Consider the following 25,048-nt stretch of genomic DNA (forward strand, 5'->3'; position numbering starts at 1 on the left):
ATGGAGCTGCTGGCGGCCGGCGAGGGGCGACCTCGCAGGGAACCCGGCTTCGTGGAGAGCCGGACTCCCTAGGAAGCCTGTCTCCGCCCCTGGTTGCAGACCCCGGAGACGGTGGCGGTCCGGTGCCGTCAGCCGAGTGCGTCGAGCAACTCACGCTCGCGCTCAGCACTGAGCCCTGCGCGCCTTTCCCGGTCCAGCCCCTGCTCGCGCTCCCAGCGCAGCGTGTCGGCCAGCGTCTCCGCCGCGGGACGGTGGCGCAGTCCCGCGCTGCGCGCCGCGGACCCGGCCCGGGCCGACCACCCTTCCCAGCCCGGCTCGACCAGCCACAGCGCCAGCGACTCGGGACCCATGTACTCGGCCACCTTGTTGGCGAGCAGCCACGCCGAATCGGCGGTGACCACCGGGCCGGTGTGACCGCCGACGGCACGGGACAGCTCGATCCACTCCTCGAACGCGACGACCGGGCCGACCGCGTCGTACGTGCCGGTGGTGCCCCGCTCCGCGCAGTCCAGCAGCCAGGAGGTCAGATCCCGTACGTCGACGACCTGGGTGGGCATCGCGGGTGTGGCGGGGACCAGCATCGGCCCCCGCGGATCGCGTGCGGCGCGGGCGACCCAGTAGCCGGAGCGTCCACTGTGATCGCCCGGCCCGCCGATGAGCCCGGCCCGCGCGACGAGCAGGCGGTCGCCCACGACGGCCGTCGACGCCTGCTCACAGGCGACCTTCGCCTCGCCGTACACCTCGCGGTCGACCTCGCTCCGGTCGGTGGGGGCGAGCAGGGCCGCGGACTCGTCCGCCCCCGGCGTGGCGTGGGACGCGTAGACGTTGCCGGACGAGACATACGCCCAGTGCCTGGCCCTGCTGCCCAGTGCGTCGAGCGCTCCACGGACGAATCCGGGCTGCCACGACACCTCGACGACCGCGTCCCACTCGCGGTCGAGCAACGGCCCGTATGCCGACGGGTCGCGCCGGTCGGCGGCCACCAGCCGTGCCCCGTCCGCGACTTCTCCGCTCTCACCGCGCGCGAGGCACGTCACCCGATGACCGCGTCCGATCGCCTGCCGCGACAACTCCCGCGCCACCCAAGCCGTTCCGCCCAGAACCAGGATCTCCATGCCGACACACAAGCACCGCGGCCCTGGTCCGGCCAAGGCGAATACGCCGACAGCAGAGGGCCTCCGGCAGACACCGCCTCGGCCCTCCGGCGACAACGCCGACGTAGGCCGACGCGACCAAGTACCGTGAGACCCACGAATGCACGACCCTTCGTGGAAAAAAGACGTGCAGGATGCACATCCTGGATGACCTCACCGGTCTTACCACCCGTGCCAAGTCTCTGCTGGAACGAACCGGCCGGCGCGATGGTCCCCCGGCGCCCCGGCTCCCCACCGAGTTCCTGCGGATCCCGGATCGCTCGGGCCGGCCGGTCCCCGCCCCCCTGACGCTCGTCATCCGTCGCGAGGGTTTCGAGCAGAGGTACGGTGGACTCCGCTACCAGGTGCGAAAGAGCTACACCGCCCAGGGTGAATGCCACGAAGTGCTCCGCGAGTGGCACTACGACCTGGGCCAGCACGTGTGGACCGGCTCCGCCCGCGGCTGGTACTTCGATTGGTTCGGGGAACGGGTCTCCTCACCCGTGCGCTATCTCGTGCACACAGATGGCCGAGTCGGCGTGGACGACGGAGGCGGCACCTTCCTGGAGATCGCCCCGTCCGTCCCTGCGCTCATCGAATCCCACGCCCTCACCGACGCGGTCTCGACCTGGAACCGCATGACACCCGAGGGCGACAGCTTCGCACTCGCCGGACAACTCGACGGACTCACCGACGTCCCCGAAGCCTCCGGCCACACCATCCGGTGGCGACTGTCCGACGATGTCGCGGTCCAGGAGTTCCGCACCTGGAGCAGCGAGGCACCACGTCAGTCGCGCGCATTCATATGGAGCCGAGGTCAGAACGGCCGGCACCGGGTCGAGGAAGCCGCTGCCCGAGCAGCGGCAAGGTGTCACGAGCTCTGGTTCGATGACGCCTCGTAGCGAGCGAGGATCTCCTGGGCATGCTGATCCTGCGGGGCGATCTCCTCGACCGTTTCGCGCGCCTTCCCGGTTCGGCCTGCCTCGCAGAGCGACCGGATCAGCCTGTAGAGAGCGTCACGGTCACCGCCCTCTGCTCGCTTGCGGAGCATGGCATCCTGCCCGCGGTCGCGTAGTGCCCGGTTGAGCCGCCTTCGAGCATGGACGTCCGTGCGGGCCAGGTCCGTGAGTTCTGTGAGCCGTCCCGCGCCGACAAGCAGGTCCATGTGCCACAGGTGGTTGTTGTGGGCGTGGTAGTCGACGGAGTAGCACTCGGCATGGGCGCTCACAAGGGCGATAGCGATGTCCCAGTCACCGGACTGTTCTGCTGCTCCTGCCTGCTCAACCCATGTCACCGGTCGAGTATCACTCAAGGCTGCTGATGATCAGAGGCCGATGGGGATCCGGGAGCTCGCAGGGGTGGAGGCGCGACAGTTCAGCCGACGGCATTCTCGGTCGGGTTCGCGTGTCGGCGAGGCGGTAGGAACCGGTGCCGGTCCCGCAGAAGGTGCCCTTGAACCGGAGAGACCGCGATCACGACGCGGCGGGAGCTGGACGTGCGTTCATTCAGACCCGCCGGACTCGGAGCCCACAATGACCCTCTGCCGGCAGATCCGGACGCAGGGTTCGAGGGGCCGCGTGCGTAACACTGTAAGACGGCCAGAAGGGACTGTTGACCTGCCTGGTTGATGCCGAGCACCGCGAACCGGCAACCGGAACGGATGTCAGCGGCCCGCAGTCAGAGTCCGTCGGCACCGACCTCGAAGGCGTCGGTGTCCACCACGTCCTGCTCGGCACGACCGCCTCAACAACGCCACCTTCATCGGCGGCCAGGGCAAGCGAGGCGCACCCCCTCAGCCAGGCTTCGTCACCCCACCCAAGGGACTACGGCGCGCCGACACCCTGCGATGGCTGATCCGCCAGCCGTCGGCGGTGCGCACCACGGTGTCGTCGTAGGAGACGGATCCGCACGTACCGTCCGCCTTGATTCCCAGTCCCTTGGATCGGACCCGCACCCGGCCGTCCGGCGAAGCCGTTACGACGACGTTGGTGACGTGATGCGCGACGGGGTTGGCGGCGCCCAGCGCCCACGCCGCGTCCCTGATGGCCGCCACCCCGGACAGCGGCGCCTGGCCGAAGTCGGTGAGGTCGTAGACCACGTCGGGGGTGAACAACTCCTCCAGCCGGTCGAGGCTTCCGTCGTCAACGAGGTGGCCATGCAACGAGACCAACTCGGTGATGGCCAGGCGGTCTTCAAGAGCGAGCGACACACGCGTCCTCTCCGGCCCGACGCGAAAAGCCAGGCCGAGCGTCGATCCGTCGATCCGTCGACGGCACCGCAGCCTCCAACGCCTTCAGGCGCGTCCCGAAGCAACAGGGCCGTCCACCGGCCGTGATCGTCCCTCACCGAGGGGCGGCCTGCCACCGACTTGGTCGCCTGCGCCCGGAACCGGGCCCGGTCCCCCGTCGCGTGCGGCGCGGCCCAGAGGCCACGGGCTTGATCATCGAACTGCCCTCTCGCGTTTCTCGAGCCACGCGAGATACCAGCTCCGGAAGGTGTGGCGCCTCCCCTGCGCGTCGTCGTACGGCTCGAAGGGCGGGTTGAGCCCGCAGTCCCGGTGGCGCAGTTCCCCACGGTGGGGGCCGACGACGATGAGCCAGCCGGTCATGCCGCATCCGTTGTCGCTGATGTGGATCGCACCCCGCCCGCGCTCCAGGTGCCAGACTCCTTCGCCGGTTTCACCGAAGGCCTTGCGGTAGTCGTCGCGATAGCCGGCGTCCTCGGCGGGGGCGAGGGGTTCGTATCCGGCGGCGCGAAGGGTCGCCCTCTGCTGGTCGGCCCAGTCCTCCGTTTCGACGAACGGCCCAGTGGCGTCCAACAGCCAGGGATATTCCTTGTCGCAGTCCCAGACCCATCCCCACGTGCCGTCGATGCGGCGCAATGACGTGAGCTCGAGTGCCGGTCCGGGGCCGCCCGCTCCGACCTCGGCCAAGAACGAGCGGTACTCGTCGGGGAGCGCGACACCGAACTGTGCTTCGACCTCGTCGATCTCAGCGGGAGTCAGGACGGCCTCGAACACCGGCCAGGGCGACAGGTCATGACCCCGGGCTCGATTTCTCGCCTCCTCCACAGCGATGACGCGTTCTCGGACTCCCGACCACTGAGCGGGCGTGTCCACGGCTCTCCCCTCGACTCGATGGTGAGCACGGACAGTAGCCCCCGCCACTGACAAGTGACCTGCCTCCGGGCTGAGTGCACGGCCCCGTGCGCGGCCGCACTGCGGTGCCGCGGGAGTGCGGTGCCGGCCGCCGGAGTGCGACTGTGCCGCACCACGCTGTTGATCATCGATCGTTAGACTCCCGTGGTTCGGAGGGTGTCGCTGGACGGGGAGGTCACGCCATGGAGGACGACCGCTGGGCCGGGTGGCCCGAGAGGTGGGCAGGCACGGAGGCCGACGTGCGGACGGTCGTGGGCGCGATCCCGCGGGAGGTCAAGGACGGGTTCGCGTACGACGAGATCCCCTGGGAGCGGTTTCCGCACTTCTACGGCCCCGGCCAGGAGATACCCGCTCGCCTTGCGACGCTCGCCCTCGGATATGCCGAAGCCTCAGATCGGGTCTTGGGGCAGTTGTGGGACGACCTCCAGCATCAGGGCACGACCATCGCGGTCGGAGCGCTGGCCGTCCCCTTCCTGCTCCGGATCGTGGTCAGCGGGTCACCCGGGCTTCGGGCGCGCACCCTCCGTCTGGTCGCCGAGATCGCCCGCTGCCAACACTTCGGGGACGGATCGCGTGAAGGCTTCCTCCAGGTCACCGAGGATCCGATGGAGGTGGAGGGCTCCACGATGTGCCCGACCAACTGGACGATCCAGGCCGCCCGCGATGCCATCACCGACGACCTGGACCTGTTGCTCCCTCTTCTCCCCCACCCCGATCCCGATGTCCGCTCCGCGGCCGCCTTCGTCCTGGCGACGGCGACCGGTGGGGTTTTGGGCGTCTCGGCAGCCCTGCACGACCGGCTGACGGTGGAGGACGATCCGAGGGTCCGCGTGAGCGTGATCCTGGCGATCGCCCAGCTCGCCCGCGAACACGGCGACGAACATGCCCCGGCCTGGGCCCGACGGCTGTGGTCGGACACCGGCCGCCCGCCCGAGATCCGCATCGGCGCCGCGCTCGCCTGGCTGTGCCTGGTGGACGACCCCGCCCCCGCCGAACTCGTAGCCCTGCTGACCGACCCGACTACCGAGCTGTACGGCGACCAGTTGCAGCAGGTGCCGTGGATCCGACCCGTCGACTCCCGCAGCGGGCTGCGGCGCTGCATCCACGACATGCTCACCCCGGACGTCCCCTGGAACAGGACCCGTTCAGGAGGTCAGCAGCCGGAGTCGGCGATCACGAAGTAGCCCGCGGCGGTCTCCTTCAGCGTGTGGGTGATGGCGACGTTGTACAGGCCCATGTTCTGCGCCGAGCCGTTGGCGTAGGTGTAGCCGCCGCTCTGGTGGGCGCGGCCGGCCTGCACCTGGTGGTAGTTGTCGTCCGTGTAGCACTTGGGTGCCGCGCCGGTGGTCGTCGCCGTGACCGGCGCGGACGAGGCGCCGACGGCGCCGGAGGGGTCCACGGCGGCGACGGTGTAGGTGTAGGCGGTACCAGCGGACAGCCCGGTGTCGTCGTACGACGTGCCCGTTGCGGAACCGGTCCTGGTGCCGTCGCGGTAGACGTCGTACGACGCGGCGCCGCCGACGGTGTTCCACGACAGGGAGGCTCCGGTGTCGGTCGTGCCCGTCACCGTGAGACCGGTGGGGGCGGGCAGGGAACCGGTGCCGCCGCCCTGACTGCCGGCGTCGAGGCCCCAGAATTTCGCGGTGTAGTAGCTGGAGCAGATGGCGTTGAGGTAGTAGGTCCCGGTGGTGCCGCACTGGTCGGGGCCGGAGCCGGGGTTCACCGCGAGGCCGTGCGCCATGCCGGAGACCGAGAAGAGGGCGACGGCGGGCTTGCCGGTGCCGTCGTCGTAGACGCTCTCGGTGGTGCCGCCGGTCAGGTTCCGGGTGCTGGACGCGGTCTGGCCGATGCCCCACACGTCGGTCCACTGGTCGCGCAGTTCGGTGGCGTTGACCGGGGCGACGGTGGTGTCGGACGATCCCTGCCAGACGGCGACGCGCGGCCACGGGCCCGAGTACTCCGGGTAGGAACCGCGGACCTTGTCGCCCCACTGCTTCGGAGTGAGGTTCTGGCAGCCGGAGGCGGCGGTCAGCGTGGTGGCGCACTGCGCCGGGAGGCCGGCGTCGACGGATCCGCCGGCGAACACGTCCGGGTAGTCGGCGAGCAGGTCCGCGGTCATGCCGCCGCCCGCGGAGAGGCCGGTGACGTACACGCGGTGGCGGTCCGAGCCGTACTGCGCCACGGCGGTGTCGACCATCTGCAGGATCGAGGCGGCCTCGCCCTTCCCGCGGGTGTCCTTGTCCGAGTCGAACCAGCTGAAGCAGGAAAGGGAGTTGTTGGCCGAGCTGGTCTGCGGGTAGACCACGGCGAAGCCCCACTGGTCGGCGAACTTCTGCCAGCCGGAGTGCGCGTGGTAGTCGCTCGCGGACTGGGTGCACCCGTGCAGGGCCACGACCAGCGGCGCCCCCGCGGGCAGGCCGGACGGAGCGTACTCGTACATCGACAGGTTGCCGGGGTTGGAGCCGAAGCCGGTGACCTGCTGGAGGGTACCGGCGGCCGCCGCGCTCTGCGTGAGCGGGGTCAGGGCGCTCAGGCCCGTGGTGACGACGCCCAGCGCGGCGGCCAGCGCGATCCGCGGGAGGAAGGTTCGCCAGGGGACGTGAGGCATGGTGCGGCTCCATGGGGTGTGGGGAGGAGGGGGAAGCGGGCGCGGAGCGCCGCCCGGCGGTCCCACCCCGCCCGGCTCCGCAGCACGCCCGGCTCAGCTGCCGGACGCCGCCGCTCCCGGCCGCGTCCGGCCCGCTGTCGTACCGGATTGCTGAATTCGGACCGTACGACCGGCCGGTACGCGGCGACATGTGAGGGGCAGCCAGAACTGCGGTTGCGGTGGTGGCTCGTGAGCCCATGGTGGCGGCGACGGCGCTGTGCCAGGGGGTCAAGTGGGCGCAATGGTGCGTCACTTGGCCTTCGCGTCACCTCGCTTGCGCAAGTCGACGCCTGGGGGTCGGTGTTGGCGATCCCCGCCCTGGCGGCCGTTCCGCGCCGCCGCGAAGACGACAGCGGCCACGAAGACCTCAGGCGTGAACACCGCCACCCACATGCCGAAGAGATGGTCAACGACTGTCGCCGTCGCCACCATCGCTACGAAGACCAACTCGAGGGGAAGCGCAAAGGAGACCCGCAGTGCGCGCTTGGCGCTCCGCCGCCGGAATTTCTTGCGCGGGACCTCGCGGATCTTGGCGGTCCTGCGAGCAGAACCGAGAGCGAGCGGCACGGCGAAGCAGAGGCCCTTGATCGACTTCACCGGCCAGAAGCCCTTGGCGTCGAGGACGGCATGCAGTTCGCCTTTCCAGGCCGCGTACAGGTAGGGCCACTCCGCCTGGGGAGTCGTGAGCCGAGCCAGGTACAACACGAGGAACGGCACGCGGAGGCTGATGAGGCGAGTCAGCGCCATGCCCCACTCGTAGGCGACGGCGCAGACTGCGGCGAGGATGGCGGCGATGCGCCATACCGCCCACGTCTCACCGAGGAGGGTTCTTCCGTGCTCGGCGACGGCGGCCCCGATCTGGGCACCCATGAGGGTGTTCACGTCGGTCAGGCTCCCTCGGGGTTCGGGGGCAGGAGCCACCCGGGCGAGGAGGCCGGCGGGCGGACGCTCTCGCTGAGTTCGACCAGGGCGAGGTGCGCTTCGCGGACGCCGTCGCCGGTCATCCAGTAGTAGCGGCGCGCGGGCCGACCGCGCTTCCTGGGTGCGGGGTCGCCGTTGCCCTCGTCTTCCCCTTCAACGTCGTTTTCGTCTGCGGCGGCGACCCAGCCCGACTTCTCCATGCGTGCGAGCGCCGGGTAGAGGGAGCCGCTGCTGACGTGGGCGGCCTCCATGAGTTCTGTTGCGTAGAAGCGGCGGGTGGGGTCCTCCAGGAAGGTCTGGGCGAGCCTCACCGCCGCGGGAGTGAGGTGCTTCTGATCCATGCTCACGACGGTACTCCCTTTTCTGCCAGCCTGGCAGATGCATGTTCACGGCACATGCAGGACTGGCAGAAAACAAGTGAGCTGCGGGGGCGGGCCGTTCGGCATTGCGCCTTCCGAATCCGTCACGGCGGCCGGTCAACTGCCGCCGGACGCCGTCCCGGCCGACCCCGAAGTGCCACATGGCCGAGACCGGGGCCGGTCGGTGGGACTGTCAGACCCTGCGGCTAGCCTCACCCCATCGCGGCCTCGCTCGTGGCCACGCCCGCACTCTGGTCCGTGAGGAGCACGCCCGATGGCTCGTACCACCCCGCCACGTCCGCTCGACGTGGAGGCGCTGTTCCCGGAGGTGGCCGGTCACCGGAGGACGGCCGTTCGCCTGCATCCGCGCCTCGGCGAGCCGAGCGCGCGGGAGAGCTCGGTCGGCGGCCCCCTGCTCTGGCCGCAGTCGGAGCCCTGGCCCCACTGCGAGGACGACCACCCGGACACGGCGTTCTCCCCTCCCGCCCAGGGACCGATACCCCTCGTCCCGGTCCTCCAGCTGTTCGCAGCCGACGTGCCCGACCTGGACTTCCCCGGCGCCACCGATCTGTTGCAGGTTCTGTGGTGTCCCTTCGACCACGAGGACGGCTACGTTCCCCGCCCCGAGATCCGTTGGTGGGACAGTTCCCTGAGCGACCTGCGGGCGGCCGATCCGCCCCGCCCGGCCGGCGCCGACGACGACTACCTCCCGGACCCGTGCGTCCTGCACCCCGAACGCGTCACCGACTACCCGAACTGGGACCTCCCGGAGGATGTAGCCAAGGCGCTCGACGCCCGGTTCGAAAGGCTGGAGGAGGAGACCGGCTGGTCGTACTGGTACCACCTGTCCGTGTCGGACGGCATCAAGGTCGGCGGGTACCCGACGTGGACGCAGGACCCCGACTGGCCGTCCTGCCCCGCGTGCAGGACGCGCATGGAGCACCTCCTGACGATCAACAGCTCCGAGTTCGACGGCGAGAGCTGGCGCACGTGGCTGCCCGCCGAGGACACCCCGGCCACGGGGACCGTCTGGGACCTTCCCTACGAACAGCGCGCCGAGATCCAACGCGCCCCCGGGCTCATGCTCGGCGACATGGGCGGCATCTACCTGTTCGAATGCACCAGTTGCCCCGACCGGCCCTTCGCCTACCGCGCGGACTGTTCTTGACCACGCGCGGCTGACGCACCCCACCGCCTGCCGGCGCACCCCACCCCGCACTGACGCGCCGCCGACCGATGTGCGAAGCTGCCGATCACAACGCAGGGGGTGCCGGTGGGGCGGGAGCGTACGGCGGACGGACGACGGCGGCACGGCACGGCCGACCCCGCGCAGGCCGCCGACAGGCGACAGCGGCACAGCACGGTCGGCCCCGCCCAGGCCGCCCTGGCGGTGCTGATGGTGGGCGGCACGGCCCTGGCGGCGCTGCTGCTGCACCCCGACAACGGCCTGTCGGCCAAGGGCCGCGGGCCGCTCGGCGGGAACGCCGTCCTCGTCGTCGGCCTCGCCCTGCTGTCACTCCTTGTCGGCCTGGGACTGTACGAGAAGTTCCGCGATCAGCCGGATACCGTCCGTGAACTCGACTCGCCGCGACAGCGGATGGCTCACGGCATCAGCCGCGTCCTGCGGGTCGGGGCATGGGTCGTCCCGCTGCTCATCCTGGTCCTGCACCGGTTCGACTCGTACGGCAGCAACCACGGGCCCGACGATCAGCCCGACCGCGAGTCCTCGTCGCCTCCCCTTCCGCCGCAGGACCCGGCATCGACCCGGGCGCCCGCCGAACACGCCGCGCACACCCTGTACTTCGGGCTGTCGCGCATCCTGCTCATTCTCGCCGTCGCCCTGCTCGTCGTGGTCGTCGTGGTCGCCGCGCTGCGCCTGTGGCGGTACCTGACCCGGCCGCAGGCGCTCGCGGCACCGGCGACATACGAGACCCTGGACGACGAGCAGGAACGGCTGGTCCAGGCCGTGGACTCGGGGCGCCGTGCGCTGCTCGACGGCGCCGACGCCCGCGCGGCCGTCATCGCCTGCTACGCCGCCATGGAGCAGTCGCTCGCCGACTCCGGTCTGACGCGACGCGCCTCGGACAGCCCGCAGGACCTGCTGGAGCGGGCCGTCGCGGGCGGCCTGCCCAACGGGGCGGCCGCCACCACGCTCACCACGCTGTTCCGCGAGGCCCGTTACTCCACGCACCCGATGGACGGCAGTCACCGCGACCTCGCCGCGGCCGCGCTCGCCGAGATCGCCGACGGCCTGCGCTCCGGGCCGTCCCGCCCCGAGGCGAGGACGGGTACCTCATGAAGACGCCCACCCGGATACGCGCTGTCGTCAACTCGATGCTGCCGACGCCCGGTTCCGTACGCCACTCGGTGGCTCTGCTGTGCGCCGCCGCGGTCTCGGCCGAAGTGCTGCTCGCCCTGGCCGACGGTGTCGGCGCGGCCGCCACCGGGCTCGCCCTGATCGCGGTGGTCGCGCTGGTCCTGATGCGTTACGCGGCGGGCGGCGGCGCCCAGGACAACGGCCATCGCAGACCGGTGCGTTTGCTGGACGGCCGGGCCCCCGCCCTCGGCGAGTGGCGGCGCATCGTGGCCAAGTCCCTGGCGGACGACGGCGAAGTCCCCTTCGCCACCGTCATGCGCCCGCAGTTGCAGCGGCTGTTCGCGGCCCGACTGGCCGAACGGCACGGCGTCGCGCTGTACCGCAGCCCCCAGCGAGCTGAGGCCCTGATCGGGGCCGAGCTGTGGCCGTGGATCGTTCCCGGGGCGACCGCCCCGCAGCCCACGCTCCCCGAGCCCGTCCTGCGCGCCCTGCTCGACCGCCTGGAAGCCCTGTGACGGACCTCGACCGCTCCAAGCGCTCTCTGACCGATACCGACCGCGCCATGAGCCCCGTGGCCGAGTTCGACCGCCTGGAAGCCCCGTGACCGATGGCGCCGCGGCCGACCCCGCTGCCACACGCATCCCTACGCCGCTACACGCATCCCGACCCCGCCCTGTGAGGAACCGACCGTGACGAGCCCGCAGCCCACCCCCCACCACGACACCCTCACCCCCCGGCAGGCGGGCGAGCGGGCCGCGGCCGTACTCGACGAGATCCGCACGGCCGTGGTCGGCAAGGCGGAGCCGCTGGCGCTGGTGATGCTCGGCGTCCTCGCCGGCGGCCACGTCCTCATCGAGGACCTGCCGGGGCTCGGCAAGACGCTGCTGGCACGCTCCTTCGCCACCACGCTCGGCCTGGACTTCCGCCGCATCCAGTTCACCCCGGACCTGCTGCCCTCCGACGTCACCGGAGCTCCCTTCTACGACCAGCGGACCGCCGACATGGTCTTCCGGCCCGGCCCGGTCTTCACCCATCTGCTGCTCGCCGACGAGATCAACCGCACCCCGCCCAAGACCCAGGCCGCGCTGCTGGAGGCGATGGCCGAGTCCCAGGTCACCGTCGACGGAAGCACCCGCCCGCTGCCGGAGCCGTTCGTCGTCGTCGCCACCGCCAACCCCATCGAGTACGAAGGCACGTACACCCTGCCCGAGGCCCAACTCGACCGGTTCCTGCTGCGGGTTCGCATGGGCTATCTGACAGCGTCCGAGGAGACGGGCATGCTGCGCGCCCGCGTCGACCGGGCGGCGCCCGAGGCCGTACTGCGCACGCTCAGCGATCCGGGCGAGGTGCTGGCCATGCGGGCCGCCGTCGAGCGCGTCGAGGTGGACGACGACCTGCTGGAGTACGTCGTCGCCCTGGTCCGCGCCACTCGGGCGCACCCGCACATCCAGGTCGGCTCCTCCCCGCGCGGCGGCCTCGCGCTGGTGCAACTCGCGCGCGCTCGCGCCGTCCTGGACCTGCGGGACTACGCGACCCCCGAGGACGTCAAGTCCGTCGCCGTGCCGGCCCTCGCGCACCGCGTGACCCTGAAGCCCGAGCTGTGGGTCCGGCAGATCGACGGCGACGACGTGATCCGCGAGATCGTGCAGTCCGTGCCCGCCCCGCAGACCTTGCCGCGCACCCCGGTCGCGTCATGACCGGACCTCTGCCGGGCGGCACGGCGGCCGCCGCCGTACGACGGGCCCTGGACGGCCACCACGATGTGACCGCCCAGCCCCCGCCGCCGCCTCCGCCCGGCTGGCGCGCCGGTGAACGCGCCCTGCGGCTCGGCACGTTGGCCGTCGTCGCCCTGGCCGCCGCGCTGCTCACCGGGCGCCCCTGGGTACTCGCTCTCGCCGTCGCTCCCCTGGTGCTGCTGGCCCTCGCCCTGCCGAACGGGCCGCGCCCGCAGGCGGTGACGGCCGAGGTGGAGGTGGAGCCGCGGCGCTGCTTCGAAGGCGAGCGGGTGACCGTGCGGATCCGGGTCTCCTACGACGGCGAGAGCGGCCGCCTGGACCCCGGTGTCACCCTCGGTCACGGGGTCCGCCTCGACCGCCTCGCGGTCGGCCCGCACCGCGTCGATCTCGTCCTGACCGCGCAGCGCTGGGGCCGCTGGACGCTCGGCACGGTCGACGTCGACCTCTACGACCGCGGCGGGATCGCCCGGCGCACCGTCCGGGCCGACCTGGGTGAGGTGGCCGTCTTCCCGCTGCCCGGACACGCGAGTCTCACGCCCATCCCGGTCAGGCTGCCGCAACGCCTCGGCGAGCACACCGCCGTGCAGCGCGGCGAGGGCGTCGAGGTCACCGGCGTGCACCCGTATGTCCGGGGCGAACGGCAGCGGCGGATCCACTGGCCGGCCACGACCCGCCGCGGCACCCTCCAGGTCCACCAGTTCGCCGCGGAGCGCGCCGCCGACACCGTGGTGCTGCTGGACGTGCTCGCCGACGTCGTCGACCCGGTGACCGGCGCGTCCTCGCTCGACGAGACCTTCCGGGCCGCGGCCGGGCTGGTCCGCGCCTACCTGCGCACCCACGACCGGGTCGGCGTCGTGTCCGTGGGGGGAACGACCCGCTGGCTGCAACCCGGCAGCGGGCAGGGGTACTTCTACCGCATCGTCGAGAGTGTGCTGGAGGTCCGCAAGGACCGCGCCTACCGCACGGAGGGGCTCGGCCTGCTGCCGCCGCCCGCGCTGCCCCAAGGGGCGCTGGTGTACGTCATCACGCCACTGAGCGACCAGCGGATCCTCGACATCCTGCACCAGGTACGCGGGCGGGCCAACCCGATCGTCGTCGTCGAGATCCCCACCGGCGACCCCGTCGTGGAACCCGGCGACACCGAAGGCGAACTCGCGCTGCGGCTGTGGCGTGCCGACCGCGACGCCATGCGCTTCGCCCTCGCGGAGCACGGCATCGCGGTCGTCACCCACCGGTCTGGCGAGACCCTCGACCTCCCACTCGCGCCCCTGCTGCGCACGCGCATCCACGGGGGGACCCGATGACCGCCGGGGACCCGATGACCACCGCCTCCACCCGGGTCGCCGGGCCGGACCCGCTCCCGGCCGACCACCGTGCCGCCCCGCCCGTCGCACGCCTCTTCGCCCGTCTCACCTCCCGCGCCACCGACCGGCTGCTCGGCACGGCCCTCGCCGTCGCCGCCTGCGACCCGCCGGCCGTCCCGCACGCACCCCTGCTGGTCAAGTTGCTGGTCCTGGGAGCCGCGGCGGGCGCGTGGTGGGCCGCTCCGATGGTCGACCTGCGGCCTGTCCAGACCTCCGGCCGCTGGCGGACCCTCGCCGCCCGGCGGCGGACGACCGTGCTGCCGGCGGCGGCGATCGCGGTCGCCGCCGCCACCAACCCCGCGCCCTGGCTGGTCGCCTGCATCGCCGCCCTGCTGCTCGCCTACCTGCTGGTCACCGATGCATGGACGGTCGGTGCCACCGCCCCGCCCGGCCGGCCGCAGGCGACTCCCGCGCTCGCGGCCGCCGCGGCGACCGCGGTCGTACTGCTCGCCGCCCAGGCGCCTGTCGGAGGCACCTCATGGGCACGCCTACCCGCCTCACTCGCCGTCGCCGCCACCGCGGTGTGTCTCGTACTGGCACTGCGCACCCGCCTCCACCCACCGCCTGGCTGACTGCCGAGACGGGCCGTCGGCCCGCCCCGCCGACTCCGCCGGAAAAGGCTTGGCACGCGACACCCCCACCCTTTATCGTCATGCTGACATTTACTGGGCAAGGAGCTCCTCATGGCTGTCAGCGACGTCCTGGGCGGCATCGTCGCGCCCCTGAACACGGTGCTGTTCGACTTCGGCCGCGACGCGGTGACCTGGGCGGAGCTGCTCGGCTTCGCCACGGGCGCGGCCTGCGTCTGGCTGACCGTCAGGGCGAAGACCGCCAACTTCCCCGTCGGCATCGCCAACAACCTGTTCTTCCTCGTTCTGTTCTGGAGCGCCCGGCTGTACGCCGACGCCGCGCTGCAGGTCGTGTACCTGCTCCTGGCCGCCGTCGGCTGGTGGACCTGGCTGCGGGGCGGCGAACTCCGCTCCGCCCGCCCGATGGGCCACGCCAGCGCGCGCACCGTCGTCGTCCTGCTGCTGCTGGCGATACCCGCCACCTGGGGTCTGACCGTCGTGTTGACCCGTGCCCAGGACATCGCGCCGTTCTGGGACGCCGCGACCACCGCCCTGTCGCTGGCCGCCCAGTGGCTGCTCAACACCAAGTCCTACGAGAACTGGTACTTCTGGATCGCCGCGGACGTGGTCTACATCCCGCTCTACTTCGCCAAGGTGCTCTATCTGACGGGCGTCGTCTACGTGCTCTTCCTGACGATGTGCCTGCTCGGACTGCGCCGGTGGCACCGGGAGTTGGCCGTCTCCGGCCGTTCGTCCGCCGCGGCACGGCTGGTGCGCGCATGAGCGCCTCCTTCGGGCACGGGCTGGTCATCGGCAAGTTCTATCCGCCGCACGCCGGTCACCATTTCCTGGTGCGCACCGCGGCGGACAGCTGCCGTCGCGTCACGGTCGTGGTGATGGCGGCCGACGTGGAGTCGATACCGCTGGCCGAACGGGTCGCCTGGCTGCGCGAGGCGTACACGGACCGGCCGCACGTGACCGTCGCGGGCATCGTCGACAACATCGAGGTGGACTACGACAGCGACGACGCCTGGGCCGGACACGTCGCCCTCATGCGCGAGGCGGTGGCCACCGCGGCGCACGCCGCCACACCGATCGACGCGGTCTTCACCTCGGAGCCCTACGGCGCCGAACTGGCGCGCCGGTTCGGCGCGGCGGACGTCCGCCTCGACGCCGCACGGGAGACCTTCGCGGTGTCCGCCACGGCCGTCCGCGGCGACCCGGCGGCCCGCTGGGACGCGCTGGAGCCGCCCGTGCGGGCCTGGTTCGCCCGGCGGGTGGTGGTGCTCGGCGCCGAGTCCACCGGCACCACCACGCTCTCCCGCGACCTCGCCCAGGCACTGCGCACCCGTGGCGGTCCTCACGCGCTCACCGGGTGGGTGCCCGAGTACGGGCGCGAACTGACCGTCGCCAAGCTCGCGGTGGCCCGCGCGCTGGCCGCCCGCCGCGGCGGCCTGCCCGAGCCCACGGTCTTCGACCTGGAGTGGAGCGACGCCGACTTCGAGAACGTCGCCGCCCGCCAGACGGCCGACGAGGACCGCGCCGCCCGGGCCGGCGGACCTGTGCTGGTGTGCGACACCGACGCGCTCGCCACCACCGTCTGGCAGGAGCGCTACGTCGGCCGGACCACCGAGGCGGTCCACCTCCTCGCCGACGCCATGCCGCCCAGGGCGCTGTATCTGCTCACCGACCACGCCGATGTGCCCTTCCACGACGACGGCCTGCGCGACGGCGAGGAGCTGCGTCCCTGGATGACCGAGCGGTTCCGCAAGGTGCTGGCCGATCGCGGGGTGCCCTGGCAGGAGGTGCGCGGCGACCGCGCGACGCGGCTGCGACGCGCCCTGGAAGCGGTCGACCGCATGCTGGAGCGGGGCTGGCAACTGGCCGCGCCGCTCGGCTGAGTTCGGGGCCCGGCGTGTCCGTGGGCGCGCAACGCGCCTACGGCGTCGGCGCCTTGGGCGTCAGCGCCTCTGACCTTCGCGGCCGTACGCCGTCGGCAAACGACGGATCCGTCACGGGGACGCGGGCTGCGGACGGGCCGCCGTGGTGTGCTGCGTGAAGCGATTCCGGTACGACGTCGGCGTGGTCGCGTACTGCGCGGTGAAGTTCTGCCGGAAGGTCACGGCGCTGGCGAACCCGCACGCCGAGGCGATCCGCGTGACGCTCCAGGCCGTCGTCTCCAGCAGCCTGCGGGCCTCGTCGAGTCTGCGGGTGAGGACCCACCGGGCCGGGGTCATGCCGGTCGCCTCCTGGAAGCGGCGGGAGAAGTTGCGCGGGCTCATCCTCGCGTGAGCGGCCAGTTCGGTCACCGACAGGGGCTGATCGAGGTTGGCCAGGGCCCAGGTGACCGTCTCCCCGATGGGCCCCACGGCGTCGTCGGGCAACGGCCGGTCGATGTACTGGGCCTGGTCGCCCTCCCGGTGCGGGGCGATGACCAGGTGACGCGCGACCGTCGTAGCCGTCGCCGAGCCCAGCCGCGTCCGCACGATGTGGAGGCAGGCGTCGAGCCCGGACGCCGTACCGGCGGAGGTGAGCACGTCGCCGTGGTCCACGTACAGGGAGTCCGCGTGCACGTCCACCGCCGGGTAGCGCGCGGCCAGTTCCGCCGCCGCGGTCCAGTGCGTCGCCACCGACCGCCCGTCGAGCACCCCGCTGCCGGCCACCGCGAACGCGCCGAGGCAGAGCCCGACGATGCCCGCTCCGCGTTCGTGCCCGTCCCGGATCAGATCGGTCATGGTGCCGTCCGGTTCCGGGAGCTCCTCGGGCCAGGAAGGGAAGACCAGCAGATCGGCGTCGTCCGCGGCCGCCGGTCCGGCGAGATCGCCGAGCAGGACCCCCTCCGAGGTACGGACCGGCCGCCCGTCGGAGCTCCAGACCGTGATGGTCCACCCCTGCGCCAGCCCCAGCCGGCCGACCTCACCGAACACGAGCAGCGGCGCGGCGAGATGGAAGGCGGTGATCCCGTCGAAGGCGTGAACCGCGATACGCATGGCCCTCTGTCCTGATCTCATCGAATATCTGCTTCTCTGCCACTCACTGTAGGCCGTGCCGCGCGCCGAGGATGGACGCAGATCGAAATCCACGACGTCACGGCACCACCGAGGCCCACGCCCCCGCGCGGGCCGACCCGCCAGACGAAGGAGAGAACGTTGACCACCCCACGCCGCGCCCTTGTCCTCATCGACGTGCAGCAGGAGTACTTCGAGGGACCGCTCACCATCCAGTACCCGCCCCGCGACGCATCACTGGCCCGCATCCTGGAAACCCTGGACCTCGCCGCCCAGGCCGGCCTGCCCGTCGTCGCCCTCCAGCACGAAGCCCCGCAGGACGCCCCCGTCTTCGCGGTCGGCTCGGCCGGCTGGGAACTCCACCCGGAGGTGGAACGCCGCCTCCCCCCGACGGCCAGGCGCGTGGTCAAGAACTACTCGGACATCTTCTCCGCCACCGGCCTCGCCGACTGGTTCAAGGAGAACCAGATCGACACGCTGACCCTGGTCGGCTACATGACCAACAACTGTGTCCTCGCGACCGCCGCCGCGGCCGAACCCCTCGGTTTCACCGTCGAGGTCCTCTCCGACGCGACCGGCGCCGTCCACCTCTCCAACGAGGCCGGCACCGCCTCCGCCCGGCAGATCCACGAGACCCTGATGACGCTCCTCCACTCCAACTGGGCCGCGGTCACCACCACCGACGCCTGGACCAAGACCGTCACCACCGACGACCGCACCCCGCACAGCGACATCGTCACCTCGGCCGTTCAAGGCCGGGACGCCAACTGACGACGGAACGAGGCCGGTTGCGCGCCGCGGACCTGCATGGTGGAGAGTGGGCTTCCGACAACTTCCACGTCAGGAGCGCTCCTTCCGATGACCGCACAGCCCACCCGCCCTGAGCGCAGCGGTTCCGGGACCGCCTCGCTCACGGGTGTCACGCCGTTCAAGTCTGCCCTCGTCAAAGCGGTGTTCAGGGATGTGACCCCGCTGCATGTCTCGCGGCCGGCCGCGTGGGCCGCGGCGTCGGTGACGCGGACGGTGCTGACGGAGATCATCGACGGCGCGCGGAGGGCGGCGGCGGAGCAGGCCCGCACGAAGCTGATTCCCGGGGATCTCGTGTCGGCGATCGGCCGGAACGTCCAGCTCGAGGTGGGGGCCACGTGGTACCTCCACAGCCCGACGTTTCACGGCCTGATGGGTGTCCTGTACGACGCCGACGGTGTCGTCGTGTCTGCGCGTGAGCGCCGCGGACCGCGCACACCGAGTGCCGTGGCCGGCGCCCACAGATTCGAGGCCGGGATCAAGAAGCTGCTGCGGAGCCGGGCGGCGACGGCCGTACCGGCGCTGGTCCGTGACCTGGACGGAATCGCGAGCGTGTTCCTGACGGACCTCGCCCGGGACGCGGCCACGGTCGTCCGCGAGGGCGGGGCCAGGCGGTACGGCACGGTCGCCCTGGCCACGTCGGACGAACCGGCCCCGCCCCCGCTCCTCAAGGATGCCCCCCGGCCGCGGCCCGCCCGCGGGTGGGACGGGCGGACCATCGGCAGGGACGACATCCTCGCCGCCACCAGGATGCAGTTGTTCGGCGGCAGCCTCAGGCAGCGGGCCCTGGCTGAAGCACGCGAGGCGACACGGAACACCGAGTCCGGCTGAGCGGCGCGACAGGATCGGGCGGCCGGCCGACAGGTGCCGTGGTAGCGTCGCGCCGACCGCCAGGGGACCTGCCCGGACGAGCCCACCGCAGGTCGACGCGGTCCCGAGTCCGCCCCCGGCGAGATGGGCGCCGCCGTCGGCCCGCCGGACCCATCACCCAGGAGACGTCGTGGACGCAGGCACCCCCTCCACGGATTCCGCCCGTCCGGACCCCCGGCCTCGCCCGCTGGACGTCCGCTGGATCCACGGCTCTCCGTCGGCCAAACACAACACCGACCCGGACATCCAGGTCCACGCCCACGACGAACACACCGTCGTCCTGCGGCAGAACATGGCGATCGACTACGAGGCGCCGTTCCTGTTCCTGCTCTTCGGCCAGACCCGCGCGGTGCTGATCGACACCGGCGCCACCGCGTCCGCCGAGTTCTTCCCGCTGCGACGGGTCGTCGACGAACTCGTCGCCACCTGGCTCGCCCGCCACCCCCGCGACGGCTACCACCTCCTGGTGCTGCACACCCATCCGCACGGCGACCACATCGCGGGCGACGGCCAGTTCGCCGACCGCCCGGACACCACGGTGGTCGGCGCGGACCTCGCCACCGCCTGGAAGTACTTCGGATTCGACGAGGACCCCGGCGCCGTGGCGCGGGTCGACCTGGGCGGCGGCCGCGTGCTCGAATGCCTGGCCACCCCCGGACACCACCAGGCGGCGGTCACGTTCTACGACCCCTGGAGCGGGTTCCTGCTCACCGGCGACACGGTCTATCCCGGGCGCCTGTACATCCAGGACTGGGCCGCCTTCTCCCGGAGCGTCGACCGGCTGATCGAGTTCTGCACCCTCCGGCCGGTCACCCACGTCCTGGGCTGCCACATCGAGATGACCACCGAACCCGGCATGGACTACCCGATCCGCACCACCTACCAGCCGAACGAACCCCCGCTCGAGATGACCACCGGTCACCTCCACGAGATCCGCGCCGCGCTCGACGAACTCGGCGACCGGCCCAGGCGCCGCGCCTACCCCCGCTTCGTCATCTGCCCCGACGACTGATCACAGCACCCGACTGCACGCGGAGCAGCTGACAGAAAGCCTGCTCGTAGCCGTGCCCTGGCTACTCCTCGGGCTCCCAGGCGATCAGCTGCTCGACCACCTGCCGGTCGCCCTCGATCTTCAGGTCGCTCGGCGTGAGGCGGCCCCAGACGAAGAGGAGCAGCTGCTCGGCCGTGCCCGTGACCGAAGCCGAAGCCGGCGCGGCGTCGCCCGTGAGGGGAGCGGGCCACGCGCCGGTGCCGTCCAGTGCGAGGAGCCAGGAAGGGCCCTCGGTGGCGTGGTAGTGAAGGGTGGCGGCCTCGTGCGGCCAGGCCGCCGGGGTGGAGTTGCAGGTGTCGAGAAACTCCGCCACGCCGTCGATCGCGACGTCCACCGGCATCGGCTGCACGGCGCCTGCGGCGAGCTGGGCGTCGTAGGTGTGCACCAGCACCTCGTGCACCCGGCGCCGGGCGACGCCCCAGGCGTTCGCCGGTGACACGCCGGCACTCCACCACGTCCAGCACGCGCGCTCCGGACCGGCCTCGCGCAGCGTGCTCAGCAGCAGCTCGTTCGACTCGGCGTACCAGGCGAGCAGCGCCTCGAGCTCGCGCGGCGCCTCCGCGGTGTCCTTGGCCGGCGGCGCCTCGGCCGGACCCGCGGCGACGATCGCGGCCCACCAGCGCTGGCCGGTGCCCAGGTGCTGCACCAGATCGAACAACGTCCACTCGGGGCAGGACGGCACCGGCACGTCAAGACCGGGCGCGGCGGCGACCGCGCTGCGGAACGCGGCCGACCGCTCGTCGATCAGTCGCAGCAGGGCGGAGTAATCAGGGCTGTCTGTCACATCGCCTGCCTATCACCCTGGTTCAGCCGACCGCACCCCCTTTTCCAGGACGTCGGCTGCGGGGCTCGGAGCAGCTGCCGGAAGGCCCGCCGGCTCATTGGATCAGGTCGGTGTGCGGATGATCGGGAGAGGTCGGGCAGACGTAGATCTGCATGTTGTCGGTGCTGCCGACTTCGACCTTGGTCGGCTGCGAGGGGCGTTGGCCACAGCAATGACCGCCGGCGTCGTCGGCGGCGGCCCTGTCTTCGTGAGGCGTCCAACTGCGTCCCGCACGGCCGCTCCATTCGAAGGAGGCGATGGTCAGCAGCGGGACCATCTGCACCTCACAGACGGTGCAGTAGCGACGGTAGGGGTCGGTGCGGCCCCACGGGGGCCAGCCGCCGAACTTCCAGCCGGGCGCCTTCGCCAGATGGACGTCGTAGAACTCCTGCGGATAGTCCGCGTAGGAGCTGTCCAGGTCGGCACCGGCCGCCTGCCATCTGCTCCAGCCCCCGACCATGAGCCGCATCTGCGGGCTCAGATCGAGGCTGTTGGGGTACTCGGTGATCGCTTCCGGTGCCAGCACGCAGGGTTCGGGCACGTAGCCGGGGGAGTTCACCTCGTACGGCTCGGGGGGTGCGGCGAGGAGGTCGACGACCTCGGCGGCGGACCGCCAGAACAGCGCGGTCGCCGGTTTCCCATCCGGATGGTGGTCGTAGGGGCACCACAGGACCTGGAGCAGATCGGCCCGCCCGGGCGGCCGCAGCAGGGGTATGTCGCGCAGGTACAGCTGAGCCACGGGCACCATGGGGACCGGGCAGTCCGCGGGAAAGGGAGGGCCGGCGTCGAGTCGTTCGGCGAGCCTCGCGGCGTTCCGTTCCTTGACCGCCTCCTCCTCGGGCGTCATTCCACCACGGCCGCTGTGATCACTGTGCCGCCGGGCGCGCACGCGTCTTGTGAGCCGCACGTCGTCCGGCGACTGGCGGAATCGACTGTCACCGTGCAGGTGCGAGGCTTCGCAGTGCGGCCACGGCTCCGCAGCCGGCCACAGCAACGGCCCGCCGACCGAACTCTCCTCGGCCGAAGGCGACCCGGGACGAGGATGCAGCCGCATCGCAGGACGCGCCCATGGCGCCAGCTCGGGAAAGACCGCGCTCACGTCCACGGGCCGCGGCGGAGTAGTACGTACGAAGACCATGCGGGTGATCCTGTCACTGGCCACTGACAACCCATGGCCGTCTCAACCGGCTTCGGTGGCACCGGTGTTCGGCTGGTCGAGTCCCAGGTATGCAGTCTCGGCCACAGCGACGGCAGGCCTGCCTGCGTGAGTCGTGCTCCTTGCACTCCCCCGCTCAGCGCAGTACCGCCGCCAGCAGGTCACCGCCCAGGGCCGTCAGGTCGGGAAGGTTGAGGGTGTAGCGGACGTAACGGCCGTGCCGTCGCGCGGTGAGCAGGCCCGCGCGGCGCAGGACGGCGAGGTGCCGGGAGATCTCCGGGCGGGAGAGTTCCCAGAAGTGGGCCAGTTCGCTGGTGGTGTGCGGGCCGCGGGCCAGGGTGCGCAGCAGCCGCAGCCGTACCGGATGCGCGAGCGCCTCCAGCCGGAGGGTGACGGTCTCCAGGGAGACCGGCTCCGCCGGAGTCGGCTCGGCCACGGGGTACTGCACCACCGGATGCCACCCGGGCGCGTGGACCGCGACCAGGTGCGGGCGGCCGTAGACGCTGGGTATGAAGGTGACGCCGGCGCCACGGGCGGCGGTCGCCTTGTCCTGGACCTTGTCCACGACGATGGTGTCGCCGTCCGGTGCCAGGGTGACCGCGCCGGAGACCGAGGCGAGAGCCGCTTCGAGTCCCTGGCGTCGGAGCAGGTCGTTCTTCAGACGCAGGTCGGTGGCGAGTTGGACCGAGGCGCCCGCCCAGGCGTCGTCGAAGAAGGCTTCGGCGCACTCCTCCAGCGTGCGGCGCACCCGTGCCCGTACGCCGACGGGGTCCGCCAACAGCCGCTCCGCGAAGGCCTCTTGCAGCCCGCCGCGGGCCTGGGCCACGTCCAGGGCGCGCTCGCGCGCGATCGGATCGCTCAGCGGCGACGACCCGGCGAAGTGAACCCGGTTGCTGCCGCACGTGGTGACGAGCGCGGCGGTCACGTACGTCTCGTCGTCGAGCCGGTCGACGTCGTCCAACTCCTCGGCGAGGGTGGCCCGGGGCCGCGCGGGGATCAGGAAGTCGGCCTGCGAGGAACGCCAGAGGAACTCAGCCTCCCTGAGCCGCTCGGCCAACTCCGGCCGCAGCCCGGCCCAGACGTCCGCGGCCCAGCCCGCGAACCGGGGATGGTGACCGGGTTCGGCCAGCACATGCAGCATCGCGGTCAGCTCGGCCAGCGGCGAGGCGGCGAACCGCACCCGTCCGGACGGCAGGCCGCCGATGTCGATCCTCAGCGTCATCCCGTCATCATCACCGCCCGGACACCGCTACCGGGGTGCCGATTGACGATGAGCGTCAACCGACGTGCCCCGCCCCGGCGGCCGGACGCACCGTCTGACGTCATGACAACCACCCTCGGAATCCGGCCCCGTGCCCTCGTCCGCGCCTCCGGCGGCCCCCGCTACGCCGTCGCCCTCGCCGTGGACGCGCTCGGCACCGGCCTGCTGCGGCCCTTCCTGCTGCTCTACGGCGTGAGCGTGCTGAGACTGTCCGCGCCGGTCACCGGCACCGCCATGACGGCCGGCATCGTCGCGGGCCTCGCCTGCATGCCCGCGGTGGGCCGGTGGCTGGACCGCGGCGCGCGCAGCACCGTCGTCGCGGCGGCCATGCTGGTGCGGGTGGTGGGCGTGGCACTGCTGCTGGCCGCTCCGACGGGGCACGTCGGGCTGTTCGCGGCGGCGGCGCTCTTCCTCGGCATCGGCAACCAGGCGTGGCCGGCCGCCCACGCCGCGCTCGTGGCCACCGTCTCGCACGGCCGGGAGCGCGACGCCGCCCTCGCCGCGGGCCGCGCCCTGCGCAACGCCGCCCTGGGTGTCGGGGCTCTGCTGGCCACCGTCTGTCTGGCGGGCGGGACCACCGCGCTGCGGGCGCTGGCGGGGGTCTCCGCGCTCGCCTACCTCGCCGCGGCCGCCGCGGCGTGGTCGGTCCACGTCCAGGCCGACCCGGCGCGGGCCGCGTCGGCCGACAGCCGCGAAGTCGGGCCCGCTCCCTGGCTGTTCACGCTGCTCGCCGCCAATGTCGTCTACGTCTTCTGCCTCAACGTTCCCGAGATCGCGATCCCCCTGGTCCTGGTGACGCAGCTGCACGCGTCCCCGGTGTGGTCGGCGGCCGTCTTCGTCGCCAACACGGTGCTCGTCGTCACGCTTCAGGTCCCCGTCACGGTCTTCCTGTCCCGCTACTCCCGGCGGAGCGTGCTGGCCCTGTCGGGCGTGGTGCTGGCCGCCTCCTACCTCGGCTTCCTCGCGGCCGCCTCACTGGGACACGGCTGGGCCGTACCGGCCGTCGCGGCGGTGTCCGTGCCCTGCACGATCGGCGAGATCATCTACGCGGGCAGCGCCACCGCGCTCGTCACCGCCCTCGCCCCGGCCCACGTCCTGGGACGCGCCCTGGCCCGCTTCCAGTTCTCCACGGGCTTCGGCCTCGCCGTCTCCCCCGCGGTCATCACCGGCCTGGCACCCCACGGCCCGGCCGCCCTCTGGGGCAGCCTCACGGCGGCTACCCTCCTGTCCGCGGGGGCCGTCGCCACCGAGAAGGACCGAGGGCGGCCGCGCCCGGTGAAACGCCCGGTGCGGAGCGACGCGTGCCGACGCCTGCCGACTCCGGCTGGTGACGATCGCCGCGAACCACCGAACGTCGACGCCGACTGGTGACGATCACCGCGTGTCACCGAGTGTCGACGCCGACTGGCGAGCACCGACGGGTACCGATGAGTTCACCGTCCTCGGGCGGTCTGCCCGGCGACCCGACCGTTCTCGACAGGAGTGCCATGTCCACCATCCAGCCAGTGATCCTGACGGCCGACCAGGACGTGCTGGCCCGCTTCTACACGAAGCTGTTCGGCGCCGAGGAGATCTTCCGCGTACCGGAGGAGGGACCGGCCTTCTATCTCGGCCTGCGCATCGGCGACACCGACCTCGGCCTGGTGGCCAGAGCGGACCTGGACCCCGAGGCGGCGCCACGGATCCTGCTCAGCATCGGGGTCGACGACGTCGACGAGACGCTCGCCCGGGTGACGGCGCTGGGCGGCTCGGTCGGCGGAGGCCCAAACGACATGCCGTGGGGGCAGCGGGTCGCCCACATCAAGGACCCCGACGGCAACCCGGTCAACCTGACCCAGCCGATCCCGGCCCCGTGACGTCCGTCGTGTG

At 72.0% G+C, this 25,048-nt stretch carries 26 protein-coding genes; 15 read left to right on the forward strand and 11 right to left on the reverse strand.

Features of this window, described 5'->3' with window-relative positions; all coding sequences use genetic code 11:
- Positions 1–128: 128 nt before the first annotated feature.
- Positions 129–1,115 carry a Rossmann-fold NAD(P)-binding domain-containing protein gene (locus WN71_RS00795; RefSeq protein WP_071369789.1) on the reverse strand — a complete coding sequence of 329 codons (987 nt, stop codon included), beginning with the start codon at positions 1,113–1,115 and terminating at the stop codon, positions 129–131.
- A gap of 173 nt (positions 1,116–1,288) precedes the next feature.
- On the opposite strand from WN71_RS00795, the gene WN71_RS00800 reads away from it, so the two are divergent.
- The gene (locus tag WN71_RS00800; protein ID WP_046592844.1) at positions 1,289–2,035 is read left to right on the forward strand and encodes a hypothetical protein; all 747 of its coding nucleotides are present in this window, start codon (positions 1,289–1,291) and stop codon (positions 2,033–2,035) included.
- On the opposite strand, the gene WN71_RS00805 is transcribed toward WN71_RS00800, so the two are convergent.
- The 3 genes from WN71_RS00805 to WN71_RS40625 form a co-directional block, all read right to left on the reverse strand.
- Entirely contained in the window at positions 2,005–2,427 is a 423-nt protein-coding gene (locus WN71_RS00805; RefSeq protein WP_046592843.1) for a hypothetical protein, read from the reverse strand. The two genes, WN71_RS00800 and WN71_RS00805, sit on opposite strands and share 31 nt — an antisense overlap.
- Positions 2,428–2,925: 498 nt before the next feature.
- Positions 2,926–3,342, reverse strand: coding sequence for a nuclear transport factor 2 family protein (locus tag WN71_RS00810; RefSeq protein ID WP_046592842.1), 417 nt, complete (start codon positions 3,340–3,342; stop codon positions 2,926–2,928).
- Between the two features lie 231 nt (positions 3,343–3,573).
- Complete coding sequence (locus WN71_RS40625; RefSeq protein ID WP_167382885.1) at positions 3,574–4,251, reverse strand: SMI1/KNR4 family protein; 678 nt, start codon at positions 4,249–4,251, stop codon at positions 3,574–3,576.
- Positions 4,252–4,472: 221 nt separating this feature from the next.
- On the opposite strand from WN71_RS40625, the gene WN71_RS42475 reads away from it, so the two are divergent.
- Entirely contained in the window at positions 4,473–5,474 is a 1,002-nt protein-coding gene (locus WN71_RS42475; protein WP_107469519.1) for a HEAT repeat domain-containing protein, read from the forward strand.
- Here the strand turns inward: WN71_RS42475 and WN71_RS00830 are convergent.
- The 3 genes from WN71_RS00830 to WN71_RS00840 all read right to left on the reverse strand — a co-directional run bounded on the left by WN71_RS00830 (position 5,444) and on the right by WN71_RS00840 (position 8,199).
- Positions 5,444–6,898 carry an extracellular catalytic domain type 1 short-chain-length polyhydroxyalkanoate depolymerase gene (locus WN71_RS00830; protein ID WP_046592841.1) on the reverse strand — a complete coding sequence of 485 codons (1,455 nt, stop codon included), beginning with the start codon at positions 6,896–6,898 and terminating at the stop codon, positions 5,444–5,446. The two genes, WN71_RS42475 and WN71_RS00830, sit on opposite strands and share 31 nt — an antisense overlap.
- A gap of 288 nt (positions 6,899–7,186) precedes the next feature.
- The gene (locus WN71_RS00835; protein ID WP_046592840.1) at positions 7,187–7,819 is read right to left on the reverse strand and encodes a hypothetical protein; all 633 of its coding nucleotides are present in this window, start codon (positions 7,817–7,819) and stop codon (positions 7,187–7,189) included.
- Positions 7,820–7,824: 5 nt separating this feature from the next.
- Positions 7,825–8,199 (reverse strand): PadR family transcriptional regulator, encoded by a 375-nt coding sequence (locus WN71_RS00840; RefSeq protein ID WP_063777754.1) that lies wholly within the window; start codon positions 8,197–8,199, stop codon positions 7,825–7,827.
- A 292-nt stretch (positions 8,200–8,491) separates the two neighbouring features.
- Here WN71_RS00840 and WN71_RS00845 point away from each other — a divergent pair, with 292 nt between their 5' ends.
- From WN71_RS00845 to WN71_RS00880, 8 genes are all read left to right on the forward strand, one after another.
- On the forward strand, positions 8,492–9,385 hold the full coding sequence (locus WN71_RS00845) for a YwqG family protein (protein WP_046592839.1): 894 nt from the start codon (positions 8,492–8,494) through the stop codon (positions 9,383–9,385).
- Between the two features lie 105 nt (positions 9,386–9,490).
- Positions 9,491–10,516 carry a DUF4129 domain-containing protein gene (locus WN71_RS00850; protein ID WP_240529521.1) on the forward strand — a complete coding sequence of 342 codons (1,026 nt, stop codon included), beginning with the start codon at positions 9,491–9,493 and terminating at the stop codon, positions 10,514–10,516.
- Positions 10,513–11,049, forward strand: coding sequence for a hypothetical protein (locus WN71_RS00855; protein ID WP_052743263.1), 537 nt, complete (start codon positions 10,513–10,515; stop codon positions 11,047–11,049). The genes WN71_RS00850 and WN71_RS00855 overlap by 4 nt, the downstream gene beginning before the upstream one ends.
- A gap of 174 nt (positions 11,050–11,223) precedes the next feature.
- Positions 11,224–12,231 carry an AAA family ATPase gene (locus tag WN71_RS00860; RefSeq protein ID WP_046592838.1) on the forward strand — a complete coding sequence of 336 codons (1,008 nt, stop codon included), beginning with the start codon at positions 11,224–11,226 and terminating at the stop codon, positions 12,229–12,231.
- The gene (locus WN71_RS00865; protein WP_046592837.1) at positions 12,228–13,574 is read left to right on the forward strand and encodes a DUF58 domain-containing protein; all 1,347 of its coding nucleotides are present in this window, start codon (positions 12,228–12,230) and stop codon (positions 13,572–13,574) included. The genes WN71_RS00860 and WN71_RS00865 overlap by 4 nt, the downstream gene beginning before the upstream one ends.
- Positions 13,571–14,206, forward strand: a complete 636-nt coding sequence (locus WN71_RS00870; protein ID WP_240529522.1) for a hypothetical protein — start codon at positions 13,571–13,573, stop codon at positions 14,204–14,206. The genes WN71_RS00865 and WN71_RS00870 overlap by 4 nt, the downstream gene beginning before the upstream one ends.
- A 111-nt stretch (positions 14,207–14,317) precedes the next feature.
- The gene (pnuC, locus tag WN71_RS00875; protein WP_046592836.1) at positions 14,318–14,986 is read left to right on the forward strand and encodes a nicotinamide riboside transporter PnuC; all 669 of its coding nucleotides are present in this window, start codon (positions 14,318–14,320) and stop codon (positions 14,984–14,986) included.
- A complete protein-coding gene (locus WN71_RS00880; RefSeq protein ID WP_046592835.1) occupies positions 14,983–16,104 on the forward strand; it encodes an AAA family ATPase in 1,122 nt (373 codons plus the stop codon). The genes pnuC and WN71_RS00880 overlap by 4 nt, the downstream gene beginning before the upstream one ends.
- A gap of 111 nt (positions 16,105–16,215) precedes the next feature.
- On the opposite strand, the gene WN71_RS00885 is transcribed toward WN71_RS00880, so the two are convergent.
- On the reverse strand, positions 16,216–17,193 hold the full coding sequence (locus tag WN71_RS00885; protein WP_046592834.1) for a GlxA family transcriptional regulator: 978 nt from the start codon (positions 17,191–17,193) through the stop codon (positions 16,216–16,218).
- 159 nt (positions 17,194–17,352) lie between these two features.
- On the opposite strand from WN71_RS00885, the gene WN71_RS00890 reads away from it, so the two are divergent.
- The 3 genes from WN71_RS00890 to WN71_RS00900 all read left to right on the forward strand — a co-directional run bounded on the left by WN71_RS00890 (position 17,353) and on the right by WN71_RS00900 (position 19,900).
- Positions 17,353–17,982 (forward strand): cysteine hydrolase family protein, encoded by a 630-nt coding sequence (locus WN71_RS00890; RefSeq protein ID WP_046592833.1) that lies wholly within the window; start codon positions 17,353–17,355, stop codon positions 17,980–17,982.
- Positions 17,983–18,069: 87 nt separating this feature from the next.
- Positions 18,070–18,849: a hypothetical protein gene (locus WN71_RS00895; protein ID WP_046592832.1), complete on the forward strand. Its 780-nt coding sequence runs from the start codon at positions 18,070–18,072 to the stop codon at positions 18,847–18,849.
- A gap of 169 nt (positions 18,850–19,018) precedes the next feature.
- A complete protein-coding gene (locus WN71_RS00900) occupies positions 19,019–19,900 on the forward strand; it encodes an MBL fold metallo-hydrolase (protein ID WP_046592831.1) in 882 nt (293 codons plus the stop codon).
- 61 nt (positions 19,901–19,961) lie between these two features.
- Here the strand turns inward: WN71_RS00900 and WN71_RS00905 are convergent, their stop codons facing one another.
- The 3 genes from WN71_RS00905 to WN71_RS00915 form a co-directional block, all read right to left on the reverse strand.
- Positions 19,962–20,723, reverse strand: a complete 762-nt coding sequence (locus WN71_RS00905) for a maleylpyruvate isomerase family mycothiol-dependent enzyme (RefSeq protein ID WP_046592830.1) — start codon at positions 20,721–20,723, stop codon at positions 19,962–19,964.
- A 94-nt stretch (positions 20,724–20,817) separates the two neighbouring features.
- Complete coding sequence (locus WN71_RS00910; protein ID WP_046592829.1) at positions 20,818–21,900, reverse strand: hypothetical protein; 1,083 nt, start codon at positions 21,898–21,900, stop codon at positions 20,818–20,820.
- 154 nt (positions 21,901–22,054) lie between these two features.
- Complete coding sequence (locus WN71_RS00915) at positions 22,055–23,140, reverse strand: DUF5937 family protein (RefSeq protein WP_046592828.1); 1,086 nt, start codon at positions 23,138–23,140, stop codon at positions 22,055–22,057.
- Between the two features lie 102 nt (positions 23,141–23,242).
- Between WN71_RS00915 and WN71_RS00920 the strand changes: the two genes are divergently transcribed.
- The gene (locus WN71_RS00920; protein WP_079177568.1) at positions 23,243–24,550 is read left to right on the forward strand and encodes an MFS transporter; all 1,308 of its coding nucleotides are present in this window, start codon (positions 23,243–23,245) and stop codon (positions 24,548–24,550) included.
- A gap of 116 nt (positions 24,551–24,666) precedes the next feature.
- Positions 24,667–25,035: a VOC family protein gene (locus WN71_RS00925; protein WP_046592827.1), complete on the forward strand. Its 369-nt coding sequence runs from the start codon at positions 24,667–24,669 to the stop codon at positions 25,033–25,035.
- Positions 25,036–25,048 lie beyond the last annotated feature (13 nt).

Source organism: Streptomyces mangrovisoli (assembly GCF_000974985.2).
Taxonomy (GTDB): Bacteria; Actinomycetota; Actinomycetes; order Streptomycetales; family Streptomycetaceae; genus Streptomyces; species Streptomyces mangrovisoli.